Origin of the sequence: Rubneribacter badeniensis (genome assembly GCF_002899695.1) — a bacterium.
In the GTDB taxonomy this organism is placed as follows: Bacteria; Actinomycetota; Coriobacteriia; order Coriobacteriales; family Eggerthellaceae; genus Rubneribacter; species Rubneribacter badeniensis.
In genome coordinates, this window is record NZ_PPEL01000008.1 from 42,493 (window position 1) to 60,438 (window position 17,946).

Below are 17,946 nucleotides of genomic sequence, written 5' to 3' on the forward strand. Positions count from 1 at the left end.
CCCGCAGCGTCTGTGAGCCGCGCTGCCCGCATCCCGCGCCCCGCCCGAGGCCCGCACCCAGCCGCCCAAGACGCCGCCCCATCTCCCGAGACGCCGCCCACACCGGCCTCTCGGGCGGCAAATCTCAAACCTCAGCCCATGCGCGAGAACGGGCCCGTGGAGTACTCGGCCCACGAATAGGCGGGCAGGTAGTCGCCGCGATACGAGTTCACCGCGACAGGATCGCCTTCGAGGAAGCGATAGCTGTCGCTGTCGACGAGCGCCGGGTCGATAGCCAGGCTGTTGCGCGAGCGCACAAGCACCGCCTCCGCGCCCGCGGCAGTGAGCGCGGCGCGCAGATCGGCCACGACGTTTTGGAAGTAGCTGCGCTTCGAGGCGTTGTAAGACGCATCCTCCCACAGCACCGCGCACGCCTCGCGCGTGGTCACGCCGCAACCGCGCCTATCCACCAAAAGCGCGAACAACTCTTTGGACTTCGAGCGCTTGAACGACAGCGGCACGCCGTCCACCTCGGCCTCGAACCCTCCGAACGTCCGCACGCGCACGATTCCCGGTTGTCGCACGCGCTCGCGGCGCTCGTCGTAGATGAAGGTGAGCTCGCGGCGCACGTCCTCAAGGCGCGCCGGCTTCAGCAGATAGCCCGTCGCGCGCACGGCGAACGCGTCCACGGCGTACTGCTCGTAGCTGGTCACGAACACGATGCGCGTGTCGGGATTCTCGTCCTTGAGCGCTTTCGCCAGCTCAAGGCCGCTCATACCGGGCATCTCGATGTCGAGGAACGCCGCGTCCACGCGATGCTCGCGCGCAAAGGCGAGCGCCGTGCGCGGCAGCGAGAACTCCTGCACCTCGTCCGCCCCACCGGCCTCCCGAACAAGGCGCGCGGTACCACGCAACGCCAGCGGCTCGTCATCCACCACGATGATGTTCATTCGCCACCCCTTCCGCAACCGGAACCGCGCGCACCACCGTCGGATGCGACCTCCGCACTACCGCCAGCCACAGCCTCCATGCCGTCGCCGAGCGCGCCGACCGTCCCCGAGGCGTCCCCGGCCGCACCGCCAGATTCAGCCCCCTCGCTTCCGGCCGCGTCGCCAGCCGCCACACCCGCGCATCCGGCCGCCGCACTCGCGTCGCCGACCGCCACTTCCACACCGTCACCATCAGGCGCGCCGACCGTCCCCGCAACGCTCCCAGCCGCACCGCCAGCCATGCCGCCAGTCGTAGCGCCCGTCTCACCAGGGGCACCCACTGCCCCCCCCCGCACCGCCTTCCGCGCTCCCAACCGCACCGCCGTCCGCGCCCTCCCCCTTCGGGATGCGCAGCGTCGCGCGCGTACCCGCGCCCGGCGTGCTGTCCACCACCAGCGTGCCGCCGCACAGCGCCTTCACGCGCGCGCTCACGTTCGCGATGCCCACGTGCAGCCGACCGTCGAGCCGCGCCGCATCCGGCTCGAAGCCCACGCCGTCGTCGGCGACCGTCACCACGAACGCGTCCGGCTCCTCCGCAGAGGCCACGCGCACCCGGCCTCCCTCCTCGCGCTTCGTCACGCCGTGGCGCACCGCGTTCTCCGCAAGCGCTTGCAGCGACAAAGGCGGCAGCGAGAACGCCGTAGCCCGCACGTCGAACTCCACGCGCAGCCGGTTCCCGAACCGCTTCTGCTCAAGCGCCAAATACGTGCGCGCATGCCGCAGCTCGCGCTCGAACGGAATGGGCACGCGACTGGTGAGCGAGGCCATGTTCTCGCGCAGATACGCCGAGAAGTCCGTGACCATGCGCGCCGCCTCGGCTGGATCGCTCAGACACATCTCGCGGATGGCCGTGAGCGTGTTGTACAGGAAGTGCGGCTGTATCTGGCTGAGCATGATGTCGGCGCGCGCCTCGGCCAGCTCCTGCTCACGCCGCGCCAGAAGCGCCTTGCGCTCGGATTGGATGCTGATGAAGATGATGAGCAGCGCCAACGTGATGGCCGCGTTCAGAAGCGCCACGCCGAACAACGCCACCTGCACCGCGTTGGCCACCATCGGCAGCAGGAGGTAGCTTGCGAAGCCCAGGCGCTCCGCTGCGGTCAAACAACCGAAATGGCGCAGAATGATAACGGCGTTGAACAGGTGCAGCGCAATGACGGACGCTTGCGATATCCAAAACAGATCGCCGCGCTCATAACCCGCCTCAGGGGTCACGACGAACAGCATCCCGTTCCACAGCGAGGCGACGCAGCAGATCGAATACGCCACGAACAGCGCTCCCAAAAGCGGCGGGGCCACGCGACGCACCGTCGGCGCAAGCTGCGTGCGACGCTCCAAGTACGACACGATGTAGCCCGTGAAGAACAGGTAGATGGGCATCACGGCCACGTAGTAGGCGAAGGAGCCCGCCATCACGAGCGCGTACTGGCCTTGATCCAGCGGCGGCGCGGGCGCCCAAGACGTGATATCCCCCAAAGCCATGACGGCGTTCGCCAGGCAGATGCCCGCGAAGCAGCGGCTCACCTCGTCTCGGCGCCCGCGCGCGGCAATGAGCGCGTGGACACCCATCATCGCGCACAAAAGCGCGCTGTACCCGTCAAGCGCTATGTTGAAGAGATCGAACGAATCCATGGCCGTATTCTATCCCTTTTGTGCGCGGCCAGCCGCAAAGAAGATCGGGCAATGCGTCCGCGACGAAAGCGTCAATCCCGAAGGCACCCAAGGGGAACGACGTACACCCCATCGTCACGCCGGTAGGCGTACTCCGTCGCCGTGAGCACCATGAGAAAACTCGGCGGCTTCATCTTGTCGGTATCGATATCGTCAGCCAAAGCGCGCAGATGCCGAGCGGCATCCTCTATAGATTCCTGGCTGGCAAGTTTAACCTCAACGGCCGCCCAGCGCCCATCCCTCAAATGCACTACGGCATCCACCTCGCGGCCTCTACCGTCCCGGTAATGGTACACGCGGCCTTTGAGCTTTTCCGAGAACACCCTCAAATCGCGAACGCACATCGATTCGAAGAGGAGCCCGAACGTGCGGAGGTCGCCCAGAAGGTCGCGAGGACCCACCCCCAGCGCGGCGCACGCAATCGACGGATCCACGTAATGGCGCGTGTTGGAAGTGCGCACGGCAGTCTTGGAGCGCAAATTGGGATTCCAAGCCGAAAGCTCTTCCACGACGTACAACCGCTCGAGAGCGGTCACGTACAACGCTATCGTCTCCTCGTCGAACGCCGTTCCCTCGTTCGCCTCCATGTCCCTCTTCATCTGGCTCAACGAGGTTTCCGAGGAGACGGCTCGCGCATACGAGCGCATGAACCGTTTGATCCTCTCGGGATTTTTGCTTTTCCTGAACACCCGGTTGATATCTTCACCCACAAGACCGTCGTAGAACACGTACGCCTGCTCCAACGCCTCATCCCCATCGAGGCTCACGACCCTCGGCCAACCCCCACGGCACACAAGGTAGGCATAGTCTTGCAGCGACAGCTCGCACCGCGCAGGGGCGACCTGCCCACCCTCGAACAAATCCGATAGGGAAACCGCACCCGTCCCGTCCTTCGATTCGAACAGGCTCATCGGACGCATCACCAAAGAGGCTATTCGCCCGATGCCGCTATGCTCGTAGGGCCTCCCGCCTTCATCATCGAGGGGAGTGGCCGATCCGGTGAGGATGAACTGCCCGTTTTCTCCCCTTCGGTCGACCTCGAAACGCACTTGATCCCAAATGAAGGGAATGTCCTGCCATTCGTCGATGAGGCGGGGAACATCACCTTCCAAAAAGAGGTCGGGAGCGTTTTTCGCTAGCGCGATATCCTGATCCCTCGTTGCGAGGTTCTGCAGATAGACCGCGCTCTTCGCAACTTGGATGGCCGTGGTGGATTTACCGCACCACTTGGGTCCCTGTATCAAAACAGCGCCGGTGCTCCTCAGTTTGAAGTCAAGCACCGCATCGGCAACGCGAGGGTAATATTCTTTCATGGCGGCTCCTCACCGATCCGTTTGATCTACCAGTATAAAGAAACTTCGGCTATTTAACAAACAGAACTTCGGTGATTTAAAAGAAGAAACTTCGGCTATTTGTCGGAAGAAACTTCGGCTATTTGTCGGAAGAAACTTCGGTGATTTGCAAATGTCTCTGTTGAATGGTTGAATAGAATCGGTGCAACCTATATTCGCTCGTCCTCGAGTTGAACTTCCCCTGATCGGATGTCTCGGAAGCCCCCTCTTTCATTCAGCGGGCGGGGCCTTCCGAAACGCCAGTAGGACCTCGCTCGGCGGGTCAGACTGGCCCAAGCCAACCCCGGTTCGACAGAGAAAACGCCTCGAAGTGGCACGGATCGCGTCTTGTGCATAGATTTCCTCTCGAAAAAGCGCGCCGAGAGGCCAGTGGCGGCTCCAGCGAAAATCCCGACCTGGAGAAACGCTCTCGCCAGAACGAAAAGACACTTGGCGACCTATGCACAAGACGCAGTCTCTGCCGCTTCGGCGCGACGTCCGTGTCAAACCGGAATCGACATAGAGTTGCAAATTTGCTGCAAACAGGACGCTGGGACGCGAACGAGCGCGAAGGAGCGTGGGCTCTACGATGCGCAAACGAACTGCGAGCGAAGAAGCACCCGACGAGAATGTCAAGACGCGTTCGCAATCCTACTATCCCTGGTCACTTACGCGCACCGCGTTCTCACCCTCAGCATGCTGGCAGACGTACTCCGCGCATCGGCCCCACCGCGTGACAGCACCCCCGTCCTTTTGTCACCCTTTTGCGCGCCGTAACCTGGGCCTTGGGGAGGTTTGCGCCCCGCAACCCAAATCCCGGACCCGAAGCTGCGAGCGAGCGGACAGGTTTATATCCTACGTCCCGCACGGACGAGCGGCCCGAGCCCTTCGAGCCTTCAACCCTCCGAGGATCCCGCCGATCCCAGCTCGATGCGGCATCGACGCCGCAAAGCCGAAGCGGTTTCAGAAGGCGTCGGGAGAGCCAACCATGACGAGGATATCGTATTCCTCGCCCCAATCCTTCGCGTCGCCGTAATTGTACACGCCGCCCACGTCGGGAACGTCCAGCGCCTCCGCGATCTCATCGACTTCCGGACGATGCTCCTCATGACGGTACGAGACGCGCGTGAAAACCCGGTTGAAATACGTCGCGTTGTCCGTCTCGACCCGCTGAAAACCGAGGGCCCTGATGGCATCGGCCGCCTCCTCGGCCGCGCCCTCGATGCCGCAGCCGTTCAGCACCAGCACATTGATCTGGTCTTTCCCTTCGCGAAGCGGGGAATCGGGCGCGCTCGAAATCGCATCGGCCTCCGCAGCCGCATCGATGACGCCGGTCGAAACCCCGTCGACGTCGCGCGCGGTTGAGCCGCAGCCCGCGAGCATCGCGCACGAGAAGACGCACGCCGCCGCAACGGCGATCAATCTCGAAAAGAGCCGTCCAACAGCGCCGACAACCCTTCTGCTTTCGACCCCCATGGCAAACCTCCTCGACCGCCTTCTCCTTTGCACCGCCAAATGCGGCTCGAGCCCGTGCCGCAAGGCCCCTGTCGGCCCTTCCGGCGCAACCAGAAAGGAGGCCCTTGCGCGCCATTCTCTTCTGACAAACCTCGGAAACGGAACAAACAACCGAGAGGAAGAGAGAAGAGAGTACAAAACGCGCCCTCTTGGCTGAGCGATGATCGTAACCTCCCCGCATCCGCAGGCTTCGCCACGTTCGCCACCTACTCGACAAGCGAAAGGAAAAGGCCGTGTTTCGGCACCTGCCGCTGCATTCGTGCAGCAACTCCACCGCGTGACATTATCCCCGTCCTTTTGTCACACACCGCGTAACAGCATCCCCGTCCTTTTGTCACAGAGCGCTTCTCCATTGCGCGCCTTATTGCCATAAGCGAAGCAACGCTTTGGGGTCAGCGGCGCAGGCGAGCGGCACCGACGGCGCATGCAACCACGCTGAGCGTTGCAACGCAGGCTAACGTGCCGGCTGCGCTCGCCAGCGGGTCGTTCGTTCGCGCGAGGGACGTGCGGGAAGCGGCCGCAGCGGCATCGGCACGCGAGTTGGACTGCGCTTCGGGAGAGGGCGCTTTGGAATCATCGGGCATGTCGGGAGCTTCCGGATCCTCAGGAGCGACAGGATCCTCGGGGCTCTCAGGATCCTCCGGTTCAGTGGGCTCTTCTGGATCCTCCGGCTCCTCCGGATCCACAGGCCGCTCCGTTGCAAACGCTTTCACGCATACGTTGCCCAGCTCCATGCCCATGTCCTGACAATCGACCCACCCCTCCTCGTCAACCGAAGAGCCGGTGGCCTTCAGGAAGCTCTCGCCAGACGCAGCATACACCCGCATTGAGGGAAATCCGGGGTCGTCATTTAAAGAAAGCGCCGCCTCCACCGGAACGGATCGATCACCGTCGCCATCAAGCAGCGACACGACCACGCTGAACGTCTGGCCTGCGTCCACCGCTACCGTTTGAGGCAAGTCGATGGTGTACCAGCCCCAGCACTCCACCGACTGGTGGAAAGAACAGGCCGGTTCCGCGCTCTCAGGATTGGTCGGATCGGTCAGCCCAACGCGCACGTCGATGAACACTTCTATGTCGTCATCAGGTACCCATACGCCCACTGCGTCCAGTGTCTGATTGTCGGATGCGGTGAACACGTTCGCACCAGAAAACTGCACGTCAGGCTGCCAAAGCTGCTGGGACATTATGGCATCGTACTGGTATGTTTCGTCGTAGGAAGGCTGATCGTTCGGCGCCTCGTCGGGAACCATCACCGCAGGCTGGGCGAGCGTCTTTTCGCAGTAGGAGAAGCGGAACAGGCCGCCGTCGCCCATCGCCATCGTTTCGCCACTACTACTCTCAACTGTTTCGCCCCACGAGTTCTTGATAATCCACGCGCCGTCGATACGGGGGACTATCCACGAGACACCGTCATCATCTCGCGCGACCTGGGCAATCTCGGAGTCATAGAAACGCTCGTCACCGTCTTCGTCATAAAGCTCTATCGCGAAGTTCCAGCGGGAATACGTGTCGTCCCAGCCGATGATCGTCACCACATGATTGGTGGTGAAGCCCTGTTCGTCCGAGTCGTGAATCCAATAGTTTTGAGGAAGGACCGCTTGCGGAGCATCGGGATCGGAGGCGTCGGCAGACGCGTAGGGATCGGCAGACACATCAAGAGCGCTGATCTCACTGGACGTATCGGAGTCGAGACTGGCAGAAACGCCAGAATCAAGGGCGACGGCTCCGCTGAGCGCATTTGGGCTGGCGAGCGCATCGGAATCGGCAGTCTCATTGAGGTCAACCGCCTCCCCTTCGCCGCTCTCCGAATCCGCATTCTCCAGACCCGCGTGGTAGTATGGACTGCCCGGATCGTCAGCATAGTAGAGCACCGACACCGCACCGGTGTCGAAGATGGCCTGCTTCGTTGCGTCGAGCGCCTCCTCCTTCCAGTCGCGATCGACCGTACCGTCCGCATTAACGCGAACGAAGGGCGCGATCTCGGGGAGTCCCTTGCTGTAATCAAGGCGCACACGCGACAGATTGTAGTTCGCTGCTGCGGCTGCCGCCATGGCGTCACGGTCATCAGCATTGAAAGGCACGTCAGTCTCGTTCGACAGGCCGCGACCCGCCGCAAGGGCTGCTGAGGCCGCCATCCAATTGCCTCCCTGATCAAAGCCGTATCTGTCTTCATCCGAAATCATATGATCGTTGTCGGAGGTGGTCAATTCACACCCTTCGAGCGTACCGTCATTCGTCTGCCCATTGAACGCTCCGTACGCCAGCTGAGCCTCCGACCAGTCCAGTTCGTTACCACCCGCCGACGAGATGCCCTGCTGCACCATCCGAGCCGATTCAAGCGACGCCACCGCCCCGAACGCCCAGCACGACCCCGTGCTCCCCTGATCTTTGACCGACGTGTACGGCGCCGTGTAGGCTGAAGGCAGAAGCGCGTTCGCCGCAATTCCCGGATCGGCGGCTTCGTCTTCCAAAAAGAGCACTGCGCCGTTTTCCGACAGGAAGGTGCGCTGAGCGTTGAGCGCTAGGGCGTCGGCCACGAGAGGACGGAGGTCTTCCACGGCCGCATCGTAAGCTGCGTCTTGCTGCGGCGCAGCAAGCGCTACCGTTGGCAGTAACGACGCAACCAGCAGCCCCGCCAGCACCGCGCGGCAACCTGCCGACAACGCCGTGCGACATCCCGCCGCCGCACGGCGTCGCGCTGTTGCACGACAACTCGCCGCCGTGTGGCAATCTGCCGCTGCACGACAGTTCGCCGTCGCATGGCCACACATCGCCGTGCGAACACGCCCCGTCGCACAGCAACTCACCGCCGCGCGCTTTTTCCGATTCGCCATCTTGCAGCCCTCCGGTCGAAGCGAACTCATCTGAAATAGCGCCACTATACCCCGCTATCGGCAACAAAAGAGCAACACTGCACTTGCGTAGGCGCATTCCCCTTGCCGACACCCGCCAATGGAGCCACGGCAAGGGGTGCGGGGTACGCAGAGTTCGGAGACGGGTGCGGAGGACTAGGGGTGCGGAGGCGGGCGAAGGGTCAGAGATGCGAGGGTGAAGCAGAGACAAGGGTGCGGGAGTCAAAAACAGGGCAGAACAGTGACGTCCAACCTTTTGCGGTAATGGATTCGACAAAAAATCTGCCATTTTTACCGTTGTGCGAGCCAGATAACTTAAAAATGACCTAAATAGGCTTTTTGGAGCTTCAGACAGCGTGTATATGCTCGCCTACGGTAATATTTCACCAAAAATTTGCAAATTCGTTACCGTTTGAAATGTGATAAAAATAGCCACGATAAAATATTGCTGAAAATATGGAAATCTATTACCAATTGCGCTGAAGTAGGGGCTCACGAGACAGGTGAGACGGTGCTGACGATGCGAGGAAGAGCGACGCGAGTAGAACGTGGTGCGAGCGATGTGGCGCAGTGTGGGCGACGGGATGCGAAACTGACGTGTGAGTGTTGGCGCAAGCGCGCGGAGTGCGGACATGCGGGACGCGACGTTCCGGGGCACGGGCGCATGGAGCGCGACCGCACGGACACGCGACGTGAGGGGCGCAGGCGCATGGGGGCGCGACCGTACGGACGTGCAAACGCATGAGACGCAACCGTGTGGGCGTGCGGACGCATGAGACGCAACCGCATAGAATATGGGGGGTCGGCGGTGGGTGACCGCCGACCCCCAGTGCATACTGTCACGCGGTGGAGCCGCTGCGCCGCGTGCGGCGGTGGATGCGCTGGTGCCGAAGAGTCTGCATCCGCGGCGCAGTTCACCGCGGATGCAACCCCACGTAACGTATCCCCGTCCTTTTGTCACACGAAAGAGAAGAGCGCGTGTGGCAGTATCCCCGTCCTTTTGTCACAGGGAACGCCTCGGCGCGTGCGACCCCGCCGCCGGGGCCGCACGCGCCCGGCCGCTTACGCGCGCTCGGTCTCCACCTCCAGCGCGCCGGCGTCCTCTTGCTCGGCATGCGGGCCGTTGGCCCGCACGAACGCATCGCGCGCCTGCTTGGCCTCGGCCTCCTTGTCGGCGAGGTTCGCCTTCGCCACGGAAATCATGAGCTTGATGCGGTTGAGCTGGTTCACCTCTGACGCGCCGGGATCGTAGTCCACGGCCACGATGTTGCTCTCGGGGTAGCGCCGGCGCAGCTCCTTGATGACGGCCTTGCCCACCACGTGGTTCGGAAGGCACGCGAACGGCTGCGTGCACACCACGTTGGGCGCGCCCGTTTTGATGAGCTCCACCATCTCGGCCGTGAGCAGCCACCCCTCGCCCATCGAGTTGCACAGCGACAGGATCTCGCTCGCATACTCGGCCAACTCGTAGATGTTCGCCGGCGGCTCGAAGCGGCTCGAAGCGCGCAGCGCGCGCGTGACCGGCGCGCGGAACCTGTCGATCACCCAAAGGGCGATGCGGCTGCCCACCTCGCTCTTCTTCGTCTTGCCCAGCTGGCGCTGGAAGATGCCGCCCGCGATGCCGAACAGGAAGAACTCGATGAGCCCCGGCACCACGGCCTCGCAGCCCTCGCGCTCGATCACGTCAACGATCTGGTTGTTCGCCGTGGGATGGAACTTCACCAAAATCTCGCCCACCACGCCCACGCGCGGCTTCGCGCCCTCGCCCGCAAGCGGCAGCGTGTCGAAGTCCTCCACGATGGCGCGCACCGTGCGCTTGAACTCCGCGCGCTTCACGCCGCGATGCAGCTGTTCCTTGCAGGTGCCCATCCACTGGTCGAACAGCGCGTTCGCGCTGCCGGGCTCCACCTCGTAGGGGCGCGTGCGGTACAGGCACATCATCAGCAAATCGCCGTACATGAGCGCGTACACGGCCTGCAGGAGCATCTTCGGCGTGATCTTGAAGCCGGGGTTGTCCTCGCCGAGGTCCTTGAACGACAGCGCGATCACCGGCACGTGCGACAGGCCCACGCTCGCCAGCGCCTTGCGGATGAGCGAGATGTAGTTCGTGGCGCGGCAGCCACCGCCCGTCTGCGTGATGATGACGGCCAGCTTGTTGGTGTCGTAACGGCCGCTCATCACGGCTTCCATGATCTGCCCGGTCACGAGGATGGACGGATAGCAGATGTCGTTGTTCACGTACTTCAGGCCCGCGTCCACCGCGCCGTGGTCCACACTGGGCAGCAGTTCCAGGTTGTAGCCGAAGCGGTGGAAGATGTCGATGAGCAGGTCGAAGTGGATGGGCGCCATCTGCGGGCACAGGATGGTGTAGCCCGCCTCCTTCATCTCCTCGGTGAACACCGCGCGCGGGAACTCGGTGGTGGCGCCCTCGCACTGACGGAAGCGCTCGCGCACCTCGGGCGCGGCCTTCTCGGCGAACGTGGCGGGGGCGCTCGCGGCGGGCGAAGCGGACGCAGCGCCCGAAACCGCGCCGCCGACCTCGCCGCCGTCATCCGCAGACGCGGCTGCGCTGCCGGCCTCGCCCGCTGCGGGGACGCCCGGCGCACCTCCAACGCTCGCGGCAGCATGCTCGCCCTCTGCGGAAACGCCGCCTGCCGCATCCACGCTCGCGGCAGCCAGTTCGGCGGCGATGCGGCCTTCCGCAGCCCCCGTCTTGGCATCGATACGCGCGTTCGCGTCGGCCACCAGCGCGTCGACGTCGAGCGACGCGACCGGGCACCCGCACGGCGTGCGCTCGGCCTCGGCCTCCTCGTCGGCCTGATCCTTGAGCGCGGCCAGAAGCGAGCGCACGCGGATGCGCGCCGCGCCGAGGTTCGACACCTCGTCGATCTTGAGCACGGTGTACACCTTGCCCGCCGCTTCCAATATCTCCTGCACCTGGTCGGTGGTGAGCGCGTCAAGGCCGCAGCCGAACGAATTCAGCTGGATGAGGTCGAGGTCGCGCCGCTCGGTGGCCACCTTCGCCGCCGCGTACAGGCGCGTGTGGTACATCCATTGGTCCACCAGGCGGATGGGGCGCTCGAGCGTGCCCAAGTGCGCGATGGAGTCCTCGGTGAGCACGGCCAGCCCGAAGCTCGTCAAAAGCTCGGGGATGGCGTGGTTGATCTCGGGGTCGTTGTGGTAAGGACGGCCAGCCAGCACGATGCCGTGCGTGCCGGTGCGCTCCATCCACGCAAGCGTCTCGGCGCCCTTCGCGCGGATGTCGCGCTTGAACGCCTCGTCCTCGGCCCACGCGGCCTCCACAGCGGCGTCCACCTCGGCGCGCGTCGGCGCAGAAACGCCTTCGCCCATCAGCTCCGGATGCGCTTCCACCAGCTCGACGAACAGGCGCTCTTTAAGGTTCTCCTTGCGGTCGTAGGGCAGCCAGGGATTCAGGAACTGCGTGCTCGATTCGCGCAGCTCGTCGATGTTGAGGCGCAGCGCCTCGGCGTAGCTGGCCACGATAGGGCAGTTGAAGTGGTTGCCCGCGCCCTCATCCTCCTGCCGCTCCCACTTGCTGCACGGGAACCAGATGAAGTCGGGGCGCTTGTCCAGCAGGTTCATGATGTGGCCGTGCGAGAGCTTCGCCGGGTAGCACACGCTCTCCGACGGCATGGACTCGATGCCCGCCTCGTAGGTCTTCTTCGTGGACGGGTCGGACAGCACCACGCGGAAGCCCAGCTTCGTGAAGAACGTGAACCAGAACGGGTAGTTCTCGTACATGTTGAGCGCGCGCGGAATGCCCACGTTGCCGCGCGTGGCGACCTCGGGCGAAAGGGGCTCGTAGCCGAACAGACGCTGGCTCTTGTACTCGTAGAGGTTCGGCACGTCCTTGGCGGCATCGAGCGCGCCCGCGCCCTTCTCGCAGCGGTTGCCCGTGATGAAGCGGCGGTGCTTGCCCGTGGCCTCGTCGATGCCGAAGTCGTTCACCGTGAGCAGGCAGTGGTTGCTGCACGCCTTGCAGCGCACGGTCCTGTGCGTGGGGGCCAGCGCCTCGATCTGCTCCAGGGTGAGCAGGGTGGAACGCACCGGAGCGGCAGAGGGGGCGGCATCCAGCTCGGCGGTGCTCCACGCCGCGGCCGCCTCGGAGGTGCGGGCGGCGTGCGCAGCCGCCTCGCGGTAGCGGTCGCGCGCCAGAAGCGCCGCGCCGTAGGCGCCCATGTTGCCGGCGATGTCGGGCCGCACGGCGTTCACCTCGGAAAGCTGCTCGAACGCGCGCAGCACGGCGTCGTTTAGAAACGTGCCGCCCTGCACGATCACCTTCGTGCCCACGTCGTGCGGGTCGCGGATCTTGATGACCTTGAACAGGGCGTTCTTGATGACCGACAGCGCCAGCCCCGCGGCGATGTCGCCCACGGTGGCGCCTTCCTTCTGCGCTTGCTTCACGCGGCTGTTCATGAACACGGTGCAGCGGCTGCCCAGATCAACCGGGGCCTTCGCGCGGATGGCCGTCTGCGCGAAGGCGGCCACGTCGAGGTTCAGGCCGCTCGCGAAGCTCTCGATGAAGCTGCCGCAGCCCGAGGAGCACGCCTCGTTCAGCATGATGTGATCGATCACGCCGTCCTTCACGCGCAGGCACTTCATGTCCTGCCCGCCGATGTCCAGGATGAACTCCACGCCCGGCAGCATTTCCTGCGCGCCGCGCAGATGCGCCACCGTCTCAATCTCGCCCGAGTCCACGCGCAGGGCCTCCAGCAGAAGCCCCTCGCCGTAGCCGGTCACCGTGGCGTGACCGATCGTCACGAGCGGCTCGCCCGTGTCGGCGTCCACCGGCATGTCGTTGTACAGGTTGGAGAGCGCGGCGCGGGCGCAGCCCAGCACGTCGCCCTTGTTGCTGGCGTAGTGGCTCCACAGAAGCGCACCGTCCTCGCCGATGAGCGCCGCCTTGAACGTGGTGGAGCCCGCGTCGATGCCCAGGTAGGCCATCCCCGTGTAGTCCATGAGGCTGCCGCGGCGCACGCATTCGGCGTCGTGGCGGCGCTTGAACTCCGCGTAGTCCTCCTCATCGGCGAACAGCGGGGGCAGCCGCACCACCTCGGAGCCCTGGATGTCGCCCAAGCCCTTCAAGCGTTCCAGCACGTCGGCTAGCTGCTCGGCTTTCACCGTATCGGACGCCGCGCCCGCGATGGCGCAGCCGCTGGCCACGAACAGGTGCGCGTTGTCGGGCACGATGATGTGCTCGTCGTCCAGCTCAAGCGTTTCGTAGAAGCGCTTGCGCAGCTCCGGCAGGTACTGCAAGGGGCCGCCCAAAAACGCCACGTGGCCGCGGATGGGGCGGCCGCACGCAAGGCCACTGATGGTCTGCGTGACGACGGACTGGAAGATGGACGCGGCGATGTCCTCCTTGCGCGCGCCCTCGTTCAGCAGCGGCTGCACGTCGGTTTTGGCGAACACGCCACAGCGGCTGGCGATGGGGTACAGCGTGGCGTGCTCGCGCGCCAGCTCGTTCAGGCCGCCCGCGTCGGTGTTCAGAAGCGCGGCCATCTGGTCGATGAACGCGCCGGTGCCGCCGGCGCACGTGCCGTTCATGCGCTGCTCGATGCCCTGGTCGAAGTAGATGATCTTCGCGTCCTCGCCGCCCAGCTCGATGGCCACGTCCGTTTTGGGGATGAACGTCTCAACCGCCGTCTTGGAGGCGATGACCTCCTGCACGAACTCAATGCCCAGCCACTGCGCCAGCAGAAGCCCGCCCGAGCCCGTGATGGCAATCGTCATGCGCTCGTCGCCGAAGTCGGCCGCGGCCGCCTCCAGCACCTCCACGATGGTGGCGCGCACGTCGGCGTGGTGGCGCTGGTACACCGCATAGCGCACCTCGTGTGCGTCGTCGAGGATGGCCAGCTTCACCGTGGTCGATCCCACGTCGATGCCGATATGGAGGTTCGTGTTCCCGTCCATGGTTCCTCCGTCGCTCTCGCGGATCCCTTCGATCCCGCTTCCGTTGCCCTTGTCCCGCTTCGCTTCCATCCGCGCCCCTCTACAACGTGATCGATTCGCCCGGTTTGATGAAGAACAGCCGCATGGCGATGAGCGCCATCTCCTCCGAGCTTTCCCGCATGCCCGTCTCGATCCACCGCTGGATGACTCCGAGGTACGCGGACGCGAAGAACGCCACGTAGTACTGCACGAACGGCTCGGGGTTGTTCCGGTAGCGCTCGTGCAGGATGGATTGGATGAGGTTCGTGCACACGGCGTCGCGCAGCCGCGGGCCGAAGCGCACGTCGCCGCCGGGGCCGAGCACCGCGTGCAGGAAGTCGCCTTGCTCGCGCAGGTAGTCGAAGAGGTCCACGAGCAGCGGCAGCGGCTTTCTGCGCGCGCGGTAGCCGAGCAGCTTGCGCACGGTAAGGTCCTGCATGCGTCCCTGGAGGCGGTCGAGATCGTCCATGACCTCGTCCTCAAGCGTGGCGAGCAGGGCGTCTTTGTCGCGGAAATGGTTGTAGAACGTGCCGCGGTTGAGGTCGGCCCGCGCGCACAAGTCGTTCACCGAAAAGCCGTCAAATCCGCGCTCCTCCATGAGCGCGATGAGCGCGTTGCGCAGCGCGCGCTTCGATTTGGTGATGCGTCGATCCTCGCCGCAGGCAGGCGACGGGGACGCCGCAGCGGATGGCCGAGCGGCGTCCGACGCGGAAGCGGAGCGGCACGTGGAAGCGGATGCGTCTGCGAAGGAAGATGCGGAACGGGAAGCCGGAGACGGAGTCACCGAGCGGGACGCCGCGACCGACCGAGATGCCGGAGCCGGAGCCACAGCCGAGCGGGGCGCCGAGGCCGCAACCAACGTCGAAGCAACGGTCGAGCGGGGCACCGCAGCCGACCGGGACGCCGGGGCTGGGACCGGAGCCACAGCCGAGAGGGACACCGGGGCCGCGGTCGAACGGGGCGCCGAGCATGCGGCCGTCGCCGAGCCCGACTTCGGCATCGGAACCGAATCTGACGATACGAACGGCATGATCCTCCAATTGAACACAGGGGCCATTAATGAACAAGTTGTTCATTTACTCGCATTATAGCTGGGAAACAAGGGGATGGCAACGCTCCTCCCGCAAACGACCACGACCGCAGGGCTCCGCACCGCATACTCGGCAAAGGCACTATGTCGAACGAATGTTTCACGTGAAACATTCGGAGTGGAGAGTCGAAAGAGCTCCGAAGCGATGTCCGGCTTGCCCGATCGCAACCGGCTCGGCCTCGGTCTGTCCGGGGCAGCTTGCAAACGAATTGGCATTGCCCTGCGCATCGCCCCATCGACCTTCCCGGCCCCCATCTCACCGCCTCCTTGGAAGGCGTCGCTCCAGGAAAGGACGGCGAACAGGGCAGCAGACCACAAGCCCGTTCAAGCCAAACGCTTCGCCGGTCCTTCTCGAATACCGCGCTTTCTCAGATGCCGACCCTGCCAGAATGCCAACCCCGCCAAAATGCCGACCCTGCCAGAATGCCGATCCCTCCCGAATGCCGCGCCAATCCGAATCCGGCCCCCTCGCGCCGCAATGGAGCGACTTTTCCGCACCTCCGCTTTCCGCAAACTCATAGACGAACGGATGTTTCACGTGAAACATCCGGGATGAAGCGAAATCGAGGTTGCTTCATCTGAGTCCACCCAGGTTCGCAAACCCATCCCGTAGCCGCCATCACACCGAACAAGCTTCCGGGAACTGCACGCAAAACGACCCAAACGGAATGAGCACGCATGCCTCGCCCCCAAAGCGTACGGAGCCATGGGCACCCCCCCCCCCAAAAAAGCGCACGACGCCATGAGCATGCGCGCCCACCCCAAAGCGTACGGAGCCGATGGGGGCGAAGACTCGAAGGCCCCTTTCGCACCGCAAACAGCGAGCGGCGGCACGCAGCGGAAAACCATCGCGACGAAGCCGACCAGCCCAACGCGTCCGAACAGCCCGCGCATCGTGCGGCACGACCTCGCGCGGCGCAACCTCATCCGAACGCGACCTCGCCCTATGCGCCCCAGAGCGCCGCCCGAACGCATCCCGAAACGCACCACGCCGAAACGCTTCACGACCCCTCGAAAACGCCCCGATGTTTCACGTGAAACATTCGTTCGTTCCGTGCTCGCAATTGTCACCCTGAATCCGCACACATGTTGACACGGGCCGCTTTTCGCCCCTACCATGCGCACCATGCAAACCATGAACACGAAAGAACAGGTGCTTTGTCTGCTTGAGCGCAATCGCGACCGGCACGTGTCGGGCGAGCGGCTTGCGGAGGCGATCGGCGTGAGCCGCAACGCGGTGTGGAAGGCCGTGCGCGCGCTGCGCGCGGAAGGCTACGCCATCGACGCCGCCACGAACCGGGGCTACCGCCTCTCGCAGGACAACGACCTGCTCTCCCCTGCCAGCATCGAGCGGTTTCTGTCCGAAGGGCACCCCTTCGCCATCACCGTGCGCAAACGCGTGGACTCCACGAACGCCGAGGCGCGGCGTCGCGCGCTCGAGGGCGCGCCCGAGGGCACGGTCATCGTCGCCGAAGAGCAGTGGGCCGGGCGCGGCCGACCGGGGAAGCGCTTCTTCTCGCCTGCCGGCTCGGGCGTGTACCTGAGCGTCGTGCTCAAGCCGCGCATCTCCGCGGACCAGGGACAGCTCATCACCTGCGCCGCCGCCGTGGCGGGCGCGCGGGCCATCGAGCGCATGACCGGCCAGGACGCGCTCATCAAGTGGGTGAACGACATCTACATGGACGGCCGCAAAGTGGCCGGCATCCTCACCGAGGGCGTGGTGGACATGGAATCCGGGCGCTTCGAGCACGCCGTCATGGGCATCGGCGTGAACGTGCGCCCGCCGCACACGGGCTTTCCCAGCGAACTGGCCGAGGTGGCGGGCACGATCGCGGACGAAGGCGACGGGACCATGCGAAGCGAGCTGGCCGCCGCCGTGCTTGAGGAGTTCTGGAAGCTCTACACGCGCCTCGGCGAGCGCTCCTTCCACGAGGAGTACCGCCGTCGCTGCTTCCTCATCGGACAGCCCGTCGTGATCGCGCGGGACGGCTCGCGCATCCGCGCTCGCGCCGTCGACCTCACGCGGGACTTCAAGCTGGTCGTCGAATTGCCCGACAAGACCCGGCTCGAACTCCCTCACGGCGAGGCCAGCGCCGCCGTGCGCCCCGTGTAAGACCCGCTGCGCGCACGGCGACCGGCCGCCGCGACGCGTCGTCGCCGAGGCCCGCTGCCCCCGCGCCCCGACGTGCTGGGGCGGGAGCGCAAGTGGAGAACGGAAAGAGATCACTGGGACGCGTTGCTGCCCGAAGCGAGATCGGCGAGGCAGACGGCGTCGTGCCATCGTCCGGCATCCCAACAGCCCCGCATCTTTCACCCCGCTTCCGCAACCTCCCGCCCATCGCCCTACCGCGCAGCGTAGACCCGGCGCTTGGCAGAGGCGGGGCGAGAAGGGCCCAGAGCCGACCGGTCATGCCAAAATGCGACCGAAGGCGACATCTCGGGGGGTGCGGACGTTTTTCCGGACGGCCTAGGCGGCCAGCCCCAGCCGCCTCCTGCGGCCGGCTATCGTATCGTACACCTTGCGCCCTCCCTCGTCGAACGCCTTCAGCCTCCCCTCCCGGTACCAG

At 64.7% G+C, this 17,946-nt stretch carries 10 protein-coding genes; 2 read left to right on the top strand and 8 right to left on the bottom strand.

The genetic code is table 11. The annotated features are described in order from the left end of the window. Positions 1 to 131: 131 nt before the first annotated feature. The 8 genes from C2L80_RS03060 to C2L80_RS03095 all read right to left on the bottom strand — a co-directional run bounded on the left by C2L80_RS03060 (position 132) and on the right by C2L80_RS03095 (position 14,887). The gene (locus C2L80_RS03060) at positions 132 to 929 is read right to left on the bottom strand and encodes a response regulator (protein WP_103262616.1); all 798 of its coding nucleotides are present in this window, start codon (positions 927 to 929) and stop codon (positions 132 to 134) included. Beyond that, positions 926 to 1,150: a hypothetical protein gene (locus C2L80_RS03065; protein WP_129589877.1), complete on the bottom strand. Its 225-nt coding sequence runs from the start codon at positions 1,148 to 1,150 to the stop codon at positions 926 to 928. The genes C2L80_RS03060 and C2L80_RS03065 overlap by 4 nt, the downstream gene beginning before the upstream one ends. Positions 1,151 to 1,232: 82 nt before the next feature. Next, positions 1,233 to 2,597, bottom strand: a complete 1,365-nt coding sequence (locus C2L80_RS03070) for a sensor histidine kinase (protein ID WP_103262618.1) — start codon at positions 2,595 to 2,597, stop codon at positions 1,233 to 1,235. A 71-nt stretch (positions 2,598 to 2,668) separates the two neighbouring features. After that, a complete protein-coding gene (locus tag C2L80_RS03075; RefSeq protein ID WP_087198751.1) occupies positions 2,669 to 3,949 on the bottom strand; it encodes an ATP-binding protein in 1,281 nt (426 codons plus the stop codon). Positions 3,950 to 4,930: 981 nt separating this feature from the next. Beyond that, positions 4,931 to 5,443: a LytR C-terminal domain-containing protein gene (locus C2L80_RS03080; RefSeq protein ID WP_087198752.1), complete on the bottom strand. Its 513-nt coding sequence runs from the start codon at positions 5,441 to 5,443 to the stop codon at positions 4,931 to 4,933. A gap of 431 nt (positions 5,444 to 5,874) precedes the next feature. After that, positions 5,875 to 8,127 (bottom strand): lectin like domain-containing protein, encoded by a 2,253-nt coding sequence (locus C2L80_RS03085; protein WP_169998969.1) that lies wholly within the window; start codon positions 8,125 to 8,127, stop codon positions 5,875 to 5,877. Between the two features lie 1,272 nt (positions 8,128 to 9,399). Continuing rightward, on the bottom strand, positions 9,400 to 14,271 hold the full coding sequence (locus tag C2L80_RS03090) for an acyl-CoA dehydratase activase-related protein (RefSeq protein ID WP_103262619.1): 4,872 nt from the start codon (positions 14,269 to 14,271) through the stop codon (positions 9,400 to 9,402). 79 nt (positions 14,272 to 14,350) lie between these two features. Beyond that, on the bottom strand, positions 14,351 to 14,887 hold the full coding sequence (locus C2L80_RS03095; protein WP_087195457.1) for a TetR/AcrR family transcriptional regulator: 537 nt from the start codon (positions 14,885 to 14,887) through the stop codon (positions 14,351 to 14,353). A 127-nt stretch (positions 14,888 to 15,014) separates the two neighbouring features. On the opposite strand from C2L80_RS03095, the gene C2L80_RS03100 reads away from it, so the two are divergent. Both C2L80_RS03100 and C2L80_RS03105 read left to right on the top strand, forming a co-directional pair. Then, positions 15,015 to 15,380, top strand: coding sequence for a hypothetical protein (locus C2L80_RS03100; RefSeq protein ID WP_129589879.1), 366 nt, complete (start codon positions 15,015 to 15,017; stop codon positions 15,378 to 15,380). Between the two features lie 1,134 nt (positions 15,381 to 16,514). After that, on the top strand, positions 16,515 to 17,492 hold the full coding sequence (locus C2L80_RS03105) for a biotin--[acetyl-CoA-carboxylase] ligase (protein ID WP_092200987.1): 978 nt from the start codon (positions 16,515 to 16,517) through the stop codon (positions 17,490 to 17,492). Positions 17,493 to 17,946: the final 454 nt, after the last annotated feature.